This is a genomic window from Aeromonas sp. MR19, assembly GCF_963899305.1.
GTDB lineage: Bacteria > Pseudomonadota > Gammaproteobacteria > Enterobacterales > Aeromonadaceae > Aeromonas > Aeromonas bestiarum.
In genome coordinates, this window is record NZ_CAWQWZ010000050.1 from 61,054 (window position 1) to 78,308 (window position 17,255).

Annotated in this window: 18 protein-coding genes; 14 read left to right on the top strand and 4 right to left on the bottom strand. The window is 59.8% G+C overall.

Going from position 1 to position 17,255, the window contains the following annotated elements; translation table 11 throughout:
* Window positions 1-355: 355 nt before the first annotated feature.
* The 8 genes from AACQ95_RS17470 to nqrM are packed head-to-tail and all read left to right on the top strand — an operon-like array spanning window position 356 to window position 7,453.
* Window positions 356-1,699 carry a Na(+)-translocating NADH-quinone reductase subunit A gene (locus tag AACQ95_RS17470; RefSeq protein ID WP_241279196.1) on the top strand — a complete coding sequence of 448 codons (1,344 nt, stop codon included), beginning with the start codon at window positions 356-358 and terminating at the stop codon, window positions 1,697-1,699.
* A 3-nt stretch (window positions 1,700-1,702) separates the two neighbouring features.
* Window positions 1,703-2,932, top strand: a complete 1,230-nt coding sequence (locus tag AACQ95_RS17475; protein ID WP_241279197.1) for an NADH:ubiquinone reductase (Na(+)-transporting) subunit B — start codon at window positions 1,703-1,705, stop codon at window positions 2,930-2,932.
* Entirely contained in the window at window positions 2,922-3,710 is a 789-nt protein-coding gene (locus AACQ95_RS17480) for a Na(+)-translocating NADH-quinone reductase subunit C (RefSeq protein ID WP_043134434.1), read from the top strand. Before AACQ95_RS17475 ends, AACQ95_RS17480 begins: the two co-directional genes overlap by 11 nt.
* The gene (locus AACQ95_RS17485; RefSeq protein WP_042867161.1) at window positions 3,703-4,335 is read left to right on the top strand and encodes an NADH:ubiquinone reductase (Na(+)-transporting) subunit D; all 633 of its coding nucleotides are present in this window, start codon (window positions 3,703-3,705) and stop codon (window positions 4,333-4,335) included. The genes AACQ95_RS17480 and AACQ95_RS17485 overlap by 8 nt, the downstream gene beginning before the upstream one ends.
* A 3-nt stretch (window positions 4,336-4,338) precedes the next feature.
* Window positions 4,339-4,935, top strand: a complete 597-nt coding sequence (gene nqrE, locus AACQ95_RS17490) for an NADH:ubiquinone reductase (Na(+)-transporting) subunit E (RefSeq protein ID WP_005330713.1) — start codon at window positions 4,339-4,341, stop codon at window positions 4,933-4,935.
* A gap of 17 nt (window positions 4,936-4,952) precedes the next feature.
* Entirely contained in the window at window positions 4,953-6,176 is a 1,224-nt protein-coding gene (gene nqrF, locus AACQ95_RS17495) for an NADH:ubiquinone reductase (Na(+)-transporting) subunit F (protein WP_043134436.1), read from the top strand.
* A 3-nt stretch (window positions 6,177-6,179) separates the two neighbouring features.
* Window positions 6,180-7,217: an FAD:protein FMN transferase gene (locus AACQ95_RS17500; protein ID WP_043554759.1), complete on the top strand. Its 1,038-nt coding sequence runs from the start codon at window positions 6,180-6,182 to the stop codon at window positions 7,215-7,217.
* A gap of 11 nt (window positions 7,218-7,228) precedes the next feature.
* Window positions 7,229-7,453, top strand: a complete 225-nt coding sequence (nqrM, locus tag AACQ95_RS17505) for a (Na+)-NQR maturation NqrM (RefSeq protein WP_042867164.1) — start codon at window positions 7,229-7,231, stop codon at window positions 7,451-7,453.
* A gap of 90 nt (window positions 7,454-7,543) precedes the next feature.
* Here nqrM and AACQ95_RS17510 read toward each other — a convergent pair whose 3' ends face one another.
* Entirely contained in the window at window positions 7,544-7,762 is a 219-nt protein-coding gene (locus tag AACQ95_RS17510; RefSeq protein WP_241279198.1) for a hypothetical protein, read from the bottom strand.
* A 132-nt stretch (window positions 7,763-7,894) separates the two neighbouring features.
* Between AACQ95_RS17510 and dinB the strand changes: the two genes are divergently transcribed.
* From dinB to rlmM, 6 genes are all read left to right on the top strand, one after another.
* Window positions 7,895-8,947 carry a DNA polymerase IV gene (dinB, locus tag AACQ95_RS17515; RefSeq protein ID WP_098984778.1) on the top strand — a complete coding sequence of 351 codons (1,053 nt, stop codon included), beginning with the start codon at window positions 7,895-7,897 and terminating at the stop codon, window positions 8,945-8,947.
* Between the two features lie 66 nt (window positions 8,948-9,013).
* A complete protein-coding gene (locus AACQ95_RS17520; RefSeq protein WP_241279199.1) occupies window positions 9,014-11,155 on the top strand; it encodes a methyl-accepting chemotaxis protein in 2,142 nt (713 codons plus the stop codon).
* A gap of 283 nt (window positions 11,156-11,438) precedes the next feature.
* A complete protein-coding gene (locus tag AACQ95_RS17525; RefSeq protein WP_043134445.1) occupies window positions 11,439-12,359 on the top strand; it encodes a transcriptional regulator GcvA in 921 nt (306 codons plus the stop codon).
* Window positions 12,360-12,405: 46 nt separating this feature from the next.
* Window positions 12,406-13,044: an alpha/beta fold hydrolase gene (locus AACQ95_RS17530; protein ID WP_241279200.1), complete on the top strand. Its 639-nt coding sequence runs from the start codon at window positions 12,406-12,408 to the stop codon at window positions 13,042-13,044.
* A gap of 31 nt (window positions 13,045-13,075) precedes the next feature.
* Window positions 13,076-13,474: a DUF423 domain-containing protein gene (locus tag AACQ95_RS17535; protein ID WP_043134447.1), complete on the top strand. Its 399-nt coding sequence runs from the start codon at window positions 13,076-13,078 to the stop codon at window positions 13,472-13,474.
* Complete coding sequence (gene rlmM, locus AACQ95_RS17540; RefSeq protein WP_043134451.1) at window positions 13,467-14,561, top strand: 23S rRNA (cytidine(2498)-2'-O)-methyltransferase RlmM; 1,095 nt, start codon at window positions 13,467-13,469, stop codon at window positions 14,559-14,561. Before AACQ95_RS17535 ends, rlmM begins: the two co-directional genes overlap by 8 nt.
* Window positions 14,562-14,635: 74 nt before the next feature.
* Here rlmM and AACQ95_RS17545 read toward each other — a convergent pair whose 3' ends face one another.
* The 3 genes from AACQ95_RS17545 to xni form a co-directional block, all read right to left on the bottom strand.
* Window positions 14,636-15,079: a hypothetical protein gene (locus AACQ95_RS17545; RefSeq protein WP_241279201.1), complete on the bottom strand. Its 444-nt coding sequence runs from the start codon at window positions 15,077-15,079 to the stop codon at window positions 14,636-14,638.
* Window positions 15,080-15,200: 121 nt separating this feature from the next.
* Window positions 15,201-16,208, bottom strand: coding sequence for an isocitrate dehydrogenase (locus AACQ95_RS17550; protein WP_098984774.1), 1,008 nt, complete (start codon window positions 16,206-16,208; stop codon window positions 15,201-15,203).
* Between the two features lie 162 nt (window positions 16,209-16,370).
* On the bottom strand, window positions 16,371-17,180 hold the full coding sequence (gene xni / locus AACQ95_RS17555) for a flap endonuclease Xni (RefSeq protein ID WP_241279202.1): 810 nt from the start codon (window positions 17,178-17,180) through the stop codon (window positions 16,371-16,373).
* Between the last annotated feature and the right edge of the window lie 75 nt (window positions 17,181-17,255).

Below are 17,255 nucleotides of genomic sequence, written 5' to 3' on the forward strand. Positions count from 1 at the left end.
GCGTCGCTCTCCCGCCCAGACATCAAAATTTCTAATCTATTTTCGAACATAAACGCCATTACCTATTTTGAGGTATTAATGGCTAACTCGAGGCAAATCCTGAGGTTTAGTGAAGAAATCGGCGTGATTAAATTTCGATGATTTTGTGATAGAGCGGGGATTTTCCCCATTTTGCATGGCAGTAAACTTGCCATAAGTGCTAAACTCAGGCGCTTTTGAATGACCCTGTATGTTGCTGATTTGTTTGTTTCTTCGACATTTTTTCGCAACATGAACGGGCTCATTCAACAACTCGTCGTGATGTATTTCTCGGCGCTAACCAACCTGTCTTCCCTTAACGGTAGTGCAAGTGAGTATGATTACAATTAAAAGAGGACTGGACATCCCCGTGCTGGGTGCTCCGGAGCAAGTAATCTACGATGGCCCGGCCATCACCCGTGTTGCTACACTCGGCGAAGAGTTCGTGGGGATGCGACCTACTATGTTCGTCAAAGTAGGTGATCGCGTCATTAAAGGTCAGGAGCTCTTCGAAGATAAGAAGAACCCCGGCGTTAAATTCACGGCCCCCGCCACCGGTGTGGTTTCTGAGATCAACCGGGGTGCCAAGCGCATTCTGCAATCTGTCGTCATCGAACTCGATGGGTCCGACGAGCAGGTGACCTTTGAACACTTTGCGTCTGCCGAGCTCGCACAGCTCGCGCGCAGCAAGGTGCAAGAGATCCTGGTCGCGTCAGGCCAATGGACTGCGTTGCGTACCCGCCCATTCAGCAAGGTACCGGCAGTGGGCTCAACCCCGCGCGCCATCTTCGTCACCGCGATGGACACCAACCCGCTGGCCGCCAATAGCGACCTCATCATCAAGGAACAGGCTCAGGCTTTCCTCGATGGTCTGGCGGTATTGACTCGCCTGACCGATGGCGCAGTCCATGTCTGCAAGGGCGAGGCCAGCCTGCCGCACGCTGCCCTGGCGCAAGTCAAAGAGGAAGTGTTCGTCGGCCCGCACCCTGCCGGTCTGCCTGGTACCCACATCCACTTCCTGGATCCGGTCAGCGCCAAGAAGGTGCAGTGGTACATCAACTATCAGGATGTCATCGCTTACGGCAAGCTGTTCACCACTGGCCAGATCTTCACCGACAAGGTGATCTCCCTGGCCGGTCCGAACGTGGTCAAGCCACGCCTGCTGCGCACCCGCATGGGCGCCTGCATCAGCCAGCTGACCAACAACGAGCTGCGTGCGGATGAAAACCGTGTCATTTCCGGTTCCATCCTGAGTGGTGCCAAGGCCGAAGGGGTGCATGACTACCTGGGTCGTTACCACAATCAGGTGAGCGTGCTGGGCGAGGGACGTGAGAAAGAGTTCCTGGGTTGGGTCAATCCCAGCGCCAGCAAGTTCTCCATCACCCGTACCACCCTCTCTCATCTGATGAAGGGCAAACTCATCAACTTCACTACCACCACCAACGGTAGTGATCGCTCCATGGTGCCTATCGGCAACTATGAGCGCGTGATGCCGCTCGACATCCTGCCGACCCTGCTGCTGCGGGATCTGGTCTCCGGTGACATCGACAGCGCCCAGGCGCTCGGTTGTCTGGAGCTGGATGAGGAAGATTTGGCGCTCTGTACCTTCGTCTGCCCCGGCAAGACAGAATACGGCCCAGTCTTGCGTGAGTGCCTGACCAAGATAGAACTGGAAGGTTAAGCGATGAGTTTCAAGCAACTTCTTGAAAATATGGAACATCACTTCGAGCCGGGCGGCAAGTACTCCAAGTACTATGCCCTGTTCGAGGCGGCGTACACCCTGTTTTATACCCCCGGGTCCGTGACCCGCAATGCTGCCCACGTCCGTGATGCGATCGATCTGAAACGCATGATGATCATGGTGTGGCTGGCCGTGTTCCCGGCCATGTTCTGGGGCATGTTCAACGTCGGCAATCAGGCGATTGCCGCCATTGCCCATCTGGGCACGGCTGTCGGTGCCGACACCTGGCAATATGCGCTGGCGCAACTGCTGGGTGCCTCGCTGGATCCGGCGGTTGCCGGTATCGGCAGCAAGATGCTGATCGGTGCCACTCACTTCCTGCCCATCTACCTGACCGTGTTCCTGGTCGGCGGTTTCTGGGAAGTGCTGTTCGCCATGGTGCGCAAGCACGAGATCAACGAAGGCTTCTTCGTGACCTCCATCCTGTTCGCCCTGATAGTGCCGCCGGAGCTGCCCCTGTGGCAAGCCGCGCTGGGTATCACCTTCGGTGTGGTGCTGGCCAAGGAAGTGTTCGGTGGTACCGGCAAGAACTTCCTGAACCCGGCCCTGGCGGGTCGTGCCTTCCTGTTCTTCGCCTACCCTGGCCAAATCTCAGGTGATGCCGTCTGGGTTGCCGTTGACGGCTACTCGGGCGCGACCGCACTGAGCCAGTGGGCCCAGGGCGGCCAGATGGCGCTGATCAACGGTGCCACCGGTCAGGCCATCAGCTGGATGGATGCCTTCCTCGGCAACCTTCCGGGTTCCATCGGTGAAGTCTCCACCCTGATGATCCTCATCGGTGCCGCCATGATCGTCTACATGCGGATCGCCTCCTGGCGCATCATCGCCGGTGTGATGATCGGCATGGTCGCCACCTCCCTGCTGTTCAACGTCATAGGTTCAGACACCAACCCCATGTTCAACATGCCGTGGCACTGGCATCTGGTGCTGGGCGGCTTCGCCTTCGGCATGGCCTTCATGGCAACCGATCCGGTTTCCGCCGCCTTTACCAACAAGGGCAAGTGGTGGTATGGCGCCCTGATTGGCGTCATGGTGGTGCTGATCCGTGTCGTGAACCCCGCGTTCCCGGAAGGCATGATGCTGGCCATTCTGTTTGCCAACCTGTTTGCCCCCTTGTTTGACCATTTCGTGGCGCAGGCGAACATCAAGCGGAGGATCGCTCGTGGCGTTTAATAAAGACTCTACTGTCGGCACCCTGACGGTTGTAACCGGTCTGTGTCTGGTCTGTTCCATCGTGGTCTCAGTGGCCGCCGTGGGGCTGCGTCCGGCTCAGCTGGAAAACAAGGCGCTGGACAAGCAAAGCAACATACTGTCCGTTGCCGGTGTCGATGTCAGCAGCGTGGCCAAGCGTGACCTGGCCCAGCTGTACGGCGACAAGATTGAAGCGCGTCTGGTGGACCTGACCACGGGTGAATTCGTTGACGGCGATGCCGACAACTTCGACACCAAGCTGGCAGCGAAAGACCCGGCCAAGAGCATTCGTCTGGCATCTGCCGACGACAAGGCTGGTCTGCGTCAAATCTCCAGACTGATCCCGGTGTTCTTCGCCAAAGATGCCGAGGGCAAGGTCGACAACATTATCCTGCCGATCTACGGCCAGGGTCTGTGGTCCACCATGTATGCCTTCGTCGCCGTGGCGGCTGACGGTCAGACCATCAAGGGCATCACCTACTATGACCACGGTGAAACCCCGGGTCTGGGCGGCGAGATCGAGAACCCGGCCTGGCAAGGTCTGTTCATCGGCAAGAAGCTGTTCGATCAGGACGGCATGCCGGCATTGCGCGTCATCAAGGGCCATGCTCCGGCAGGTTCCGAGCATGAGATCGATGGCCTGTCCGGTGCCACCCTGACAGGTAACGGTGTACAGCACACGTTCGACTTCTGGATGGGACCCAAGGGCTTCGGTCCTTTCCTGGCCAAGATTCGTGCAGGAGAAATCAACAATGGCTGACAAGAGCGAAATGAAGAAGTTGCTGTTGACGCCTGTGCTCGGCAACAACCCCATCGCACTGCAGGTGCTGGGTGTCTGTTCCGCGCTGGCCGTTACCAGCCAGATGAAGACGGCGTTCGTGATGACGCTGGCGGTGACCGCGGTCACCGCCTTCTCCAACCTGTTCATCTCCCTGATCCGCAACCAGATCCCGAACAGCGTGCGGATCATCGCCCAGATGGCGGTGATTGCCTCGCTGGTTATCGTGGTTGACCAGGTGCTCAAGGCGTATGCCTATGACATCTCCAAGCAACTGTCGGTATTCGTGGGCCTCATCATCACCAACTGCATAGTGATGGGTCGTGCCGAAGCCTATGCCATGAAGAGCGCCCCGCTGCCCTCTTTCCTGGACGGTATCGGCAACGGTCTGGGCTATGGCGCCGTGCTGCTGGTCGTGGCGACCGTGCGCGAGATCCTGGGCTCGGGTACCTGGTTCGGTATCGAGCTGCTGCCGCTGGTGAACAATGGTGGCTGGTACGTGCCTAACGGCCTGTTGCTGTTGCCGCCGAGTGCGTTCTTCATCATTGGTCTGATCATCTGGGGCGTTCGCACCAGGGATCCCAAGCAGGTGGAGGCGAAGGATTAAGGTATGGAACACTATCTGAGTCTGTTGATTCGTTCGATTTTCATCGAAAACCTGGCCCTCTCCTTCTTCCTGGGGATGTGTACCTTCCTGGCTGTGTCCAAGAAGGTCAAGACCGCCATGGGTCTGGGGATTGCCGTTATCGTGGTTCAGACCGTTGCCGTGCCGGCCAACAACCTGATCTACAACTACGTCCTCAAAGATGGCGCCCTGGTCTCCGGCTTGGATCTGAGCTTCCTGAGCTTCATCACCTTCATCGGTGTGATTGCGGCCCTGGTGCAGATCCTGGAAATGGCGCTGGACAAGTATTTCCCTGCGCTCTACAACGCGCTCGGCATCTTCCTGCCGCTCATCACTGTGAACTGCGCCATCTTCGGTGGCGTCTCCTTCATGGTGCAGCGTGACTACAACTTCGTGGAGTCCGTGGTCTATGGCGTGGGGTCGGGTGCAGGCTGGATGCTGGCCATAGTCGCGATGGCAGGGATCCGCGAGAAGATGAAGTACTCCGATGTACCGGAAGGCCTGCGTGGTCTGGGCATCACCTTCATCACCGCGGGTCTGATGGCGCTGGGCTTCATGTCCTTCTCTGGTATTTCCCTGTAATCGGAAAGGAAATATAGATGGAAATTATTCTGGGTGTGGTCATGTTCACCGTGATCCTGCTGGCCCTGGTAGCAGTCATTCTGTTCGCCAAGTCCAAGCTGGTGACCGCAGGTGACGTGACAATCAGCATCAACGGCGACCCGGCCAAGGCTGTCACCAGCCCGGCGGGTGGCAAGCTGCTCGGCGTACTGGCCGGCAGCGGTATCTTCGTCTCCTCCGCCTGTGGCGGCGGTGGCTCCTGTGGTCAGTGCAAGGTGCGGGTGAAAGCCGGCGGCGGCGATATTCTGCCGACCGAGCTGGATCACATCAGCAAGGGCGAGGCCCGTCATGGCGAGCGTCTGGCCTGTCAGGTCACTGTGCGTGGCGACATGGACATCGAGCTGCCGGAAGAGATCTTCGGGGTGAAGAAGTGGGACTGTACCGTCATCTCCAATGACAACAAGGCCACCTTCATCAAGGAGCTCAAGCTGCAGATCCCCGATGGCGAGAGCGTCCCGTTCCGCGCCGGTGGTTATATCCAGATCGAAGCCCCTGCCCACCATGTGCAGTACAAGCACTTCGATATCCCCGAGGAGTATCGCGGGGACTGGGATCGCTTCAAGATCTTCGAGCTGGAGTCCAAGGTCAACGAGCCGATCATTCGTGCTTATTCCATGGCCAACTATCCGGAAGAGTTCGGCATCATCATGCTGAACGTGCGGATCGCGACTCCGCCGCCGAGCAACTGGACTGCGCCTCCCGGCCAGATGTCCTCCTACATCTTCAGCCTCAAGGCTGGCGACAAGGTGACCATCTCGGGTCCGTTTGGCGAGTTCTTCGCCAAGGACACAGACGCCGAGATGGTGTTCATCGGTGGTGGTGCGGGTATGGCGCCGATGCGCTCCCATATCTTCGACCAGCTGCGTCGCCTGAAGACCCATCGCAAGATGAGCTTCTGGTACGGTGCCCGTTCCAAGCGCGAGATGTTCTATGTCGAAGACTTCGACATGCTGGCCGCCGAGAACGACAACTTCCAGTGGCACGTCGCCCTGTCTGATCCGCAGCCGGAAGACAACTGGGATGGTTACACAGGCTTCATCCACAACGTCTTGTTCGAGAACTATCTCAAGAATCACGAGGCGCCGGAAGATTGTGAATTTTACATGTGCGGGCCTCCCGTCATGAACGCTGCCGTCATCAACATGCTGAAAAACCTCGGTGTTGAAGACGAAAACATCTTGCTGGATGACTTTGGTGGTTAATCAATGCACAGTGTTGTAAAGACCTGGCTAGCCTTCGGGCTAGCCTTTTTCTTGACTGGGTGCGGTCAGGAAACGGTCCAATCCAAGCCGGAGATCCACATCACCGGCAGCACCATGGGTACCTACTACTCCATCAAGGTGGCGGACAACGTCATCACGGATCCGGCCAAGTTCCAGGCCGAGGTCGATGTCCTGCTGGAGCGGGTCAACGACCAGATGTCGACCTATCGTCCCGACTCCGAGCTGTCGCGCTTCAACCAGCACCGCAGCTCGACCCCAGTGGTGGTCTCTCGCGATACCGCACGTGTGGTGACTGAATCCCTGCATCTGGGCCGTGAGAGCCGCGGCGCGCTGGACGTGACCGTCGGTCCCCTGGTCAATCTGTGGGGTTTCGGGCCGGATGCACGTCCGACCAAGATCCCGTCCGAGGAGCTGATCACCCAGACCCGCCAGAAGACAGGTCTGGGCAATCTGCACGTGATCACCTCCGCCGATGCCGATACCCTGCAAAAGGACATTCCGGATCTCTACGTGGATCTCTCCGCCATCGCCAAGGGCTTTGGGGTGGACAAGGTGGCCGAGTATCTGGAAGCCATGGGGTCTCACAACTATCTGGTGGAGATCGGCGGTGAGCTGCGCATCAATGGCGTCAACGGCAAGGGTCACCCCTGGCGCGTGGCCATCGAGAAGCCGACCGCCAATGCAGGCTCGGTGCAGGAAGTGATAGTGGCCGGTGACAACGGGGTTGCCACCTCGGGTGAATACCGCAACTATTACGAGATGGACGGCCAGCGCTTCTCCCACACCATAGATCCCATGACGGGCAAGCCCATCCAGCATCGCATGGTGTCGGTGACAGTGATCCACCCCTCCTGCATGACGGCAGACGGGTTGGCGACCGTGTTCATGGTGCTCGGGCCCGAGAAGAGCCTGGCCTATGCCAAGGAGCGCGGGCTGGCTATCTTCGTGATCACCAAGACGGCCGATGGCTTTGAAGAGGCGTATTCAGATGCCTTCAAACAGTATCTGGTTAGAAAGTAAGAGGCAGTAGCATGCAGATTTTCTTGATCACCTTCGGGGTGTTTCTGGCGGTCGTGGTGGCCATGGCCATAGGTTACATCTTCCAGAAGAAGACCATCTCAGGTTCCTGCGGTGGGCTGGGCACGATCGGCATCGAGAAAGAGTGCGATTGTCCGGAGCCGTGCGACAACCGCAAGAAGAAGATGGCCAAGGAAGAGGCCCGTCGCAAGATGTTGATCGACAACCGGATCATCTGAGCGGGTCTGGGGCCGAAGTCGTATTCGGACCCATGCTGGATAGCAGGCGGGCTGACCTTGTGGTCAGCCCGCTTTTTTATGGCGGTGTGCTCAGTAGTCGTATTGGTGACAGGCTTTCTTGTTGAACTCGGCCTGCCAGCGCGCCAGTTCTTCCCGTGTGCCCAGCTCGTCACCCTGCTTGATGGCTTTTTCCAGTGCCGCTATGCGGTCATACAGCCAGCTGCATTCGGCAGTCGGGTTGTCCTTGCTGCTGCCAGGCTGCGGCAGCAGGCAGAACCCCAGCCCTAATCCCAGCCAGAGTGTTTTCATCTCGTCCTCCTTGACCCATGGGGTGGTGAATGGTGCCTTAAGAGTCTATGCCTGTTCGTCGTTTCATGCCGATGGCAGAAACGGCAGCGCTGGGTTAGCATAGGCAGGTTACCTGTTTATCCGTACAGTGGTATGCGCAAAATCATTCACATCGACATGGACTGCTTCTACGCGGCGGTAGAGATGCGGGACAACCCGGCGCTGCGCGAGGTGCCGCTGGCCATCGGCGGCTCGGCAGACAGGCGCGGCGTCATCTCGACCTGCAACTATGTGGCGCGCCGTTTCGGGGTGCGTTCCGCCATGCCGAGCGGCCTGGCCAAGAAGCTCTGCCCGCCGCTGGTGCTCATTCCCGGCCGGATGGCGCTCTACAAGGAGATCTCCCGCCAGCTGCGCGCCATCTTCCTGCGCTACACCGAGCTGGTGGAGCCGCTTTCCCTCGACGAAGCCTATCTCGACGTCACCGACAGCCCCTGCTGTGGCGGCAGTGCCACCCTGATGGCGGCCGAGATCCGTCACGCCATAGTGACCGAACTGGGGTTGACCGCCTCGGCCGGGGTGGCACCGAACAAGTTTCTGGCCAAGCTGGCCTCGGAGCAGCGCAAGCCCGACGGCCTGTTCGTGATAAAGCCGAATGAGGTGGATGAGTTCGTGCGCCAGCTGCCGTTGGCCAAGCTGCCGGGAATTGGGCGCAAGACGGCCGATCGGCTGGAGTCCCAGGGGCTTTACTCCTGCGAGGATGCGAGAGTGCTCAGCAGTGAGGAGCTGATCGCCCGATTCGGCAAGCTGGGAGAGATGCTGACGGGGCGGATCTGGGGTCATGACGATCAGCCCGTGCAGGCCCAGCGGGTGCGCAAGACCATAGGCGTGGAGACAACCCTGGCCAGCGACGTGCTGGATGAGGCCGCCTGCTGGCAGGTGCTGAGCCGGCTCATTCCCGAGCTGGAGCTGCGCTTTGCCAAGGCCTGCCCGGCAGAGGCGCTGATGGGGCAGGGGATCAAGCTCAAGTTTGCCGATTTTCAGCAGACCACAGTCTATCGTCGTGGCGGTTATCAGCCCGAGCTGTTTCACGATCTGCTCCATGAGGGGCTGCTGCGGGCACAGGGCAAGCCCATTCGCCTGCTCGGGCTGGTGGTCGGGCTGCCCCGTGACGGAGAAGTTAACCAGCTCAGCCTGGATTTCGCCTGATAGGTTAAGTTTTTGTTTCCAAAACCGATACACTGAGCACATCTGTACGAAGTTAGGAATGGTGGCATGAGTTCTCTTTCTGTTCAGGGACGCATTACCCTGATCGCCGGTTGTTGTTTGTTGGCCAGTGCCGGTGCCCTGGTCGCCTCTTCTCTCTATAGCGCCGCCCGGATGCAGGATCAGGTGCTGACCTCCACCACTGAGGAGGCGCAGCGTTCGGCCGAAAACTGGATGAAGGCGATGGGATCCGAGCAGGCGGCCAAGGTCACCAGTTATCTGGACGAGGCCTATTTCCGCACCACCCTGCTGGCACAGGGGATCCTGTTCCAGCGCAAGAATGCGGCCGACAACTTCGGCTCCTCCGAGACGCTGCGTGGCGCCGTCAATCAGCAACTGCACGATGCGGCGGCCTCCTCGGCCAATCTGCTCGGTGTCTATGCGGTGTTCGAGCCGGATCAGCTCGACGGGGAAGACAGCAACTACCATGGCTCCAGTGCGCTTGGGGCCAACGACAAGGGGCGCTTTTCCACCTATTGGGCCCGGGTCGACGGCAAGATAGAAGCTGAGGTGCAAAACGAATCCGTGCTGGCGGACGAGAGTCCGACGGCGGCCGGCGGGGTGGAGAACGAATGGTATCGCTGCAGCATCCGCAGCAAGGCGCTCTGTCTGCTCGAACCTTATCTCGACGATGTGGGGTCGCAGAAGGTGCTGATGACCTCGGTGACAGTCCCCCTGCTGGAGCAGGAGACCCTGCTCGGCATGGTCGGGGTCGATATCTCGCTGGCCACCTTGCAAAACCTGGTCAAGGAGATGGATCAGGCGCTCTACGACGGTCAGGGCAAGGTGCTGCTGGTCAGTCACGAAGGGCGCGCCGCCGGGGTGGATGGCTTTGACGTGACCCTGGGCAGCCCGCTGGGCCAGCAATACCAGGCGCTGGCCGGCGATCTGACCGGCTGGCTCGGCCAGGGGCAGACCATGACCCGCTGGAGCCCGGACGGTGCTTTGCTGCAAACCTTCGTGCCGGTCAGGATGCGCGGCACGGCGCAGACATGGGGCATCTATATCGAGCTGCCCCGCAGCGTGGTGCTGGCCTCGGCCCGTCAGCTGCAAGAGGATCTCTCCAGCCAGGCCAATCGCAGCGTGGTCACCCAGATGGTGATCGGCGGCGTGATCTCGGCGATAGGGCTGCTCTGCATCTGGCTGATGGCTCATCAGATAGTGGCGCCCATCCGCGCCGTGGTGGCCCGTCTCAAGGACATAGCCACCGGGGAGGGGGATCTGACCCAGCGCATCGACTTGCATCGCGATGACGAGATAGGTGAGCTGGCCAAATGGTTCAACAGCTTCCTCAACAAGTTGCAGACCACCATCAGTCAGGTGATAGACACGGTCGCCGGTACCCGCGCCAGCGCTGAGCAGGCGGCCCAGGTTGCCGAGCGCACCAGCGCCGGCATGCAGGCCCAGTATCAGGAGGTGGATCTGGTGGCGACCGCCTTCGAAGAGCTGAGCGCCACCGCGCTGCAGGTGGCGGGCAACGCCAACTCGGCGGTGGCGGCAGCCAACCAGGCCGATACCTCGGCGCAGGAGGGCAAGTACGTGGTGGCCGATACCCAGGAGGCGATGCGCAAGCTGATGGCGGTGATCAGCGATGCCAAGCCGGTGGTGGAGCGGCTCTCCGCCAACAGCGAGAACATCAACGACATCCTGGTGGTGATCCAGGGAATCGCCGAGCAGACCAACCTGCTGGCGCTGAACGCGGCAATCGAGGCGGCGCGGGCCGGTGAGCAGGGGCGCGGCTTCGCAGTGGTGGCCGACGAGGTACGCAATCTGGCGGGACGTACCCAGAACGCCATCGTCGAGATCCAGACCCTCATAGGGCAGTTGCAATCCGGTACCCAGGCCGTGGTCAAGGCGATCATGACGGGCCACAGCCAGGCGGATGTGACGCTGACAAAGGTGGATCTGTCGGTCAGCGTGCTGGAGCAGATCATCCATGCGGTGGCCACCATCCACCAGATGAACGAGCAGATTGCCCGGGCGGCGCAGGAGCAGAGCGGGGTGGCGGACGAGATCAATCGCAACGTCAGCAACATTCGCGATGTGAGCCACACCATACGGGCCGAGGCGGCGACCTCCGCCGAAAACGGGCGCGAGTTGTCGGCGCTGGCGGACAAACAGCAGCAGCTGGTGGGACAGTTCAAGGTATAGGGATAAGAAAAAAGGCGCCATCCAACCGGAGGCGCCAAACACATTCAGATGACAGACTGGGTTAAATCGGTCCGATTTAAGCCCCTCTTCCCGCAGAGGAAGAAACACAACACCACAATCGCAGACCACTGACTCACAAAAATCACATGTAAACCAACATGGAAGAGAAAAAGTGAGCCATATGACAACGGATTGCGAAGCGAATTATGTTTATTCACTGGTCGGCCCGCAACCGACAAATTATAATGCGGCCCATTAGAAAAACTCATCGTCGGCTGGTCTCATGTCTCGTCGTTTACCCCCGCTCAATGCACTGAAAGCATTTGAAGCCGCGGCTCGTCACTTAAGCTTCACCCGGGCTGCGGAAGAACTGTTCGTGACCCAGGCTGCCATCAGTCACCAGATCAAGGCGCTGGAGGAGTATCTCGGCATCAAGCTGTTTCGCCGCAAGAACCGCTCCCTGCTGCTGACCGAAGAGGGGCAGGGCTACTTCCTCGATATCAAGGACATCTTCAGCTCCATCTCGGAGGCGACCGACAAGCTGCTGGCCCGCAGTGCCAAGGGGGCGCTCACCGTCTCTCTGCAGCCGAGTTTTGCCATCCAGTGGCTGGTGCCCAGGCTGGTGAAGTTCAGCGAACGCCATCCGGACATAGACGTGCGGATCAAGGCGGTGGACATGGACGAGGGGTCGCTGACCGACGATGTGGACGTGGCCATCTACTACGGCCGTGGCAACTGGCCTGGGCTGAGATCCGACAAGCTGCACACCGAATACCTGATCCCCGTCTGTTCGCCGCTGCTGCTGACCGGCCCCAAGCCGTTGCGCACCCCGGATGATCTGACCCGTCATACCCTGCTGCACGATACCTCCCGCCGTGACTGGAAGGCCTGGTTTCGCCAGCTCGACATAGATGCCCCCAACGTCAATCAGGGGCCCATCTTCAGCCACTCGACCATGGTGATCCAGGCGGCGATCCACGGTCAGGGGGTAGCGCTCGGTCACAGCGTGCTGGCCCAGCCCGAAATAGAGGCCGGTCGCCTCATCTGCCCGTTCGAACAGGTGCTGGTGAGCAAGAACGCCTTCTACCTGGTGTGCCAGGAGCAGCAGTCGGATCAGGGCAAGATAGTGGCCTTCCGCGACTGGATGCTGGAGCTGGTGGAGCAGGAGGAGGCCCGTCGCCGGGCACGGCTCGCCGATGCATGAGGTCTGATGGGTGAGGCACTGAGGTGATTGTGTGAGAGAGGACGTCATGACTGAGGTGATAAGGGAGGGGGCAAGCGATGCCCCCGTTCGCATTTTGCTGGCCCACGGCGCCGGTGCCGGCATGGAACACGCCTTTCTCGCCGAGCTGTCACGCCTGCTGGCGGGGCCCGATGTCGAGGTGGTGCGTTTCAACTTCCCCTACATGAGCAAACGGGCTCAGGACGGCAAGCGCAGGCCGCCGGACAGAGCGCCCGTGTTGCTCGACCATTGGCGTCAGATGGTGCGCGAGTTTGCCCATCCAAGGCTGTTTCTGGCGGGCAAGTCCATGGGGGGACGCATGGCGGCAGAGCTGTATCACGAAGGAGAGGACGAGATGAATGCTGCAGGATTGCTCATTCTCGGGTATCCTTTCCACCCCCCGGCCAAGCCCGACAGCTGGCGGGGCGAAGTGCTCAAGCAGATCAAGACGCCGACCCTGCTGTTGCAAGGGGAGCGCGATACCTTCGGCACGCGCGCCGAACTGGCAGATTTTCCCTTCTCACCCCACGTATCGGTCCACTGGCTGACCGATGGTGACCATGGCTTCAAACCGCGAAAAGCGAGTGGAGTGAGCGAGCAGGAGAACCTGCAACAGGCGGCCGATCGGATAAAGAGTTTTATCGCCGCCACTCGGGTTGAGGCCTGAAGGTGGTGAGCGAGACAAGGAGGAGCCAAGGATGCAGATCCAGCGAGAGTTTCAGCGGCATTGGTTGGTGCTGGCGGGCCTGTTTGGCCTGACGGCCACCCTGCTGGGGGCCTACGGTGCCCACGGCCTGGCGGCGAGCGGCATCACGCCTTCGCTGCTGGCGGCGTTCAACACAGCCGTGCAATATCAGTTTTTTCACGCACTTGCCCTGCTGGTGCTGGGTTGGTGCGGTGTGCGCAGCAAGGTGATCACCTTTGCGGGCTTCGCATTTGTGCTGGGGATCCTCGGATTCTCCGGCAGTATTTACGCCATGGTGCTGCTCGGCAGCAAGGGGCTGGGGCTCATTACCCCGGCCGGTGGCCTCTGTTTTATGTTGGGATGGGCGGCTCTGATATGGGCTGGCTGTCGTCTTGGAGGAAAAAATGAATAATCTGCTGCTTTATTGCCGCCCCGGTTTTGAGAAAGAGGCGGCGGCAGAGATCACCGAACGTGCCAGTAACATGCAGTGTTACGGTTTCGCCCGGGTCAAGGACGACAGCGGTTATGTGATATTCGAGCTGTATGACGAGGAGCAGGCCGATCTGCTGGCCCGCAAGCTGCCGTTCAAGGAGCTCATCTTCATCCGCCAGATGCTGGTGGTGACCCATGAGCTGAAGGATCTGGATCTCTCCGACCGGATCTCTCCCATCCTGGAGGCGGCCGCCAGCTATACCATCTGCGGCGATCTGCGGGTGGAGACAGCCGACACCAACGAGGCGAAAGAGCTGTCGGCCTTCTGCCGCAAGTTCACAGTGCCGCTTCGTCAGGCGCTGCGCAGCAACGAGTTGCTGACCAAGAAGGAGACGCCGCACCGTCCGGTGTTCCACGCCTTCTTCATGGCCAACGATCACCTGCTGATCGGTTACTCCTACTCGTTCAACAACTCCGAATTCCACATGGGCATACCGCGTCTGCGCTGCCCGCCGGATGCCCCGAGCCGCTCCAGCCTCAAGCTGGAAGAGGCTTTCTACGTGTTCGTGCCACGGGAAGAGTGGGACCTGCGCCTCACCTCCGGCATGAAGGCGGTCGATCTCGGTGCCTGCCCGGGTGGCTGGACGCATCAGCTGGTGCGTCGTGGCATGATGGTGACCGCGGTGGATAACGGCACCATGGCTCCCTCCCTGATGGATACAGGCCAGGTGAAGCACCTGCGTGACGACGGTTTTGTGTGGCGTCCCAGCAAGAAGAATATCTACTGGCTGGTGTGCGACATGGTGGAGAAGCCGGCACGGGTTGTTCACATGATTGCCGACTGGTTCCGCGAGAACGACTGCCAGGAGGCGGTGTTCAACCTCAAGCTGCCGATGAAGAAGCGCTACGCCGAAGCTGTGCACAACATAGAAGTGTTGCGCGGCCTGCTCAAGGAGATCGACAACGCCTTCGTCATCCAGGCCAAGCAGCTCTACCACGATCGCGAAGAGATCACGGTACACGTCTACAACAAGTACTGGGTCTCCAAGCTGGAAGCCAAGGACTGACGTCCGGCGCCTTGCCGTGAATGGAAAACAGGACCGACAGCAGAGATGCTGTCGGTCCTGTCGTTTATGCAGACCTAGAAGCGATAGTCGAAGCGCAGGGAGGACTCGCCGTCGGTGAGCTTGAGCTCTATGTCGAGGGGGATGGAGCGATCGGTCGGGCTGAACTCCAGCTTGACCCCGTTGCCGCGCAACTTGATGGAGGTGTTCATGCCACCGGCCTTGAACTTGATCCTGGGTTTGTGCTGCTCGAAGGAGAGGCTGACGCTCTTCTCGGCGGTCAGATTCAGCTGCTGATAGGGGGTGACCTGGCTGTTGCCATCGCTGTCGGTCATTATATCCACCCCGAAGGAGAGCGGTTTGGGCGCCTTGAGCAGCTCGTTTGTATCCATGGTGGAGCGCCAGACCTGGCTGGCTTGCTGGGTGCCGGATGCCGGTAGTTCTTTCCAGGCATTGTCGACCGGTCTGTCTACTGCCATGACACTGCTGCTGATGAGCAGCAGGCTGAAAATAGCGCGCATAATGGATCTCCTTATCCCTTATCTATTGAACATAGTAGCCAATCGATGAGGGGGGTAGCGCGCCGCGAGATAAAACAAAGGGAGCCTAGGCTCCCTTTTAAAATCAATACATTAGACTAGATTACAGCCGATCTATGATGGACTGGGTGAACTCGCTGGTGGAGGCCGTGCCCCCCAGATCCCGGGTGACCCGATCGCCGGATTCTATGGTGGCGCGCACCGCTTCCCGAATGCGTTCAGCCTTGTCCTGCATGCCCAGATATTCCAGCATCTGGATGGAGGCGAGGATCACCGAGGTCGGGTTGGCGATGTTCTTGCCCGCGATATCCGGTGCCGAACCGTGCACAGCTTCGAAGATGGCGGCGCCATCCCCTATGTTGGCACCCGGCGCCATCCCTAAGCCCCCCACCAGACCGGCGCACAGGTCCGAGAGGATGTCGCCGAACAGGTTGGTGGTGACCATGACGTCGAACCGCTCCGGGTACATCACCAGGTTCATGCAGGCGGCATCGACGATCATCTCCTCGCTCTGGATATCCGGATAGCGGGCCGCCACTTCACGGGCCACTTCCAGGAACAGGCCCGAGGTGGACTTGAGGATATTGGCCTTGTGGATGATGGTGACCTTCTTGCGCCCTTCCTGACGGGCCAGCTCGAAGGCGAACTTGACGATGCGTTCGGCCCCGTCGCGGGTGATGATGCTCATCGCCTCGGCGCTCTGGTTATCATCGCTGCGCTTCTGGCCGGCGCCCGAGTACATGCCCTCGGTGTTCTCCCGTACCGTGATGATGTCGATGTTGTCGTAACGGCTGCGGGTGCCCTTGAAAGAGATGACGGGGCGGACGTTGGCGTAGAGGTTGAATTTCTTGCGCAGGGAGACGTTGATGGAGGTGAAGCCGCCGCCGACCGGGGTGGTGAGCGGGCCCTTCAGGCTGACCTTGTTCTTCTCGATCAGATCCAGAGTGGCCTGGGGCAGCAGCTCGCCGTGCTTCTCCAGCGCGACCAGACCGGCATCCGCATATTCGTATTCGAAGTCACAACCGGCGTGGGTCAGGATCTGGATGGCGGATTCTATGATGCTGGGGCCAATGCCGTCGCCCGGGATGACGGTAATTTTTCTTTTTGACATGAGAGGTATCCACTTCTAGGGAACAGAGGGGGAGGATTCGGCCGTTTTATACCATTTCTACACCTAACCCTCCATGTTTCTTTACATTCTATCTGCTTTTGTCAACAGCAAGGGTGAGTCCCGTCATGATTGGCAGGATTGCTGGAGCATGGTGGAGACCCGTCAGGCCTCGCTGTCGGGCACGGGAGGATAGCGTATCTCCCGCAGGTTGAACCCCAGCGGAATATCCCGCTGCAGCTGCACCAGCCGCTGGGCCAGCAGGGCTTCATCCTGGTGCTGGCGCAGCTTGAGCAAGGGCTTGCCGGCGTCCTCCTGCTGACAGGCCGCGAGCAGTGCAGACAAGCTGCCATGTTGTTGCAGCAGCTGGGTCGCTGTCTTGGGGCCTATGCCAGGCACCCCCTTGATGTTGGAGCCACCTATGCCGGTCAGGGCCCAGAAATCCACCAGTTGCGCCGGCTCCACCCCATATTGCTGCTCGACGAAGGCGGCATCCAGCCAGCGCTTGTTGAAGTAGTCGCGGATCTGGATCTGCGGGCAGATAAGTTGGCAGAACCCCTTGTCGGTGGAGATGATGGTGGCCCTGGCCCCATGCTGGGCAATGCCGGTGGCCAGGGTGGCGATCAGGTCATCCGCCTCGTCGGTCTGGGAGAGCAGGGCATCCACGCCGCACTCCCAGAACGCATCCTGCAAGCTGTTCAAGCCTTCGCGCAGCTCGACCGGCATGGGGGTTCGCCCCTCCTTGTAGGCCGGATAGACCTCTTTGCGCCAGCTGTGCACCTCGCCGTCAAATACCGCTATGGCGTGGGTCGGCTCGCTGCCGGCCAGCAGCTTGCGGCAGGTGTTGATGAGGTTGGCACGGGTGGCGATCAGCGCCTGGGCCGGGGTCAGCGCCTGCTGGGCTTGCACCGCATGCAGACGACGGATGAGGTTGAGGGCATCTATGATGAGCAGGTGCGGCCTGATAGTTGACATGGGACACTCTTGGCGGTCGAGACGCGCCATTGTAACAAACAGGCCGGCCTGATGGGGGATTGATGGCATTTGCAT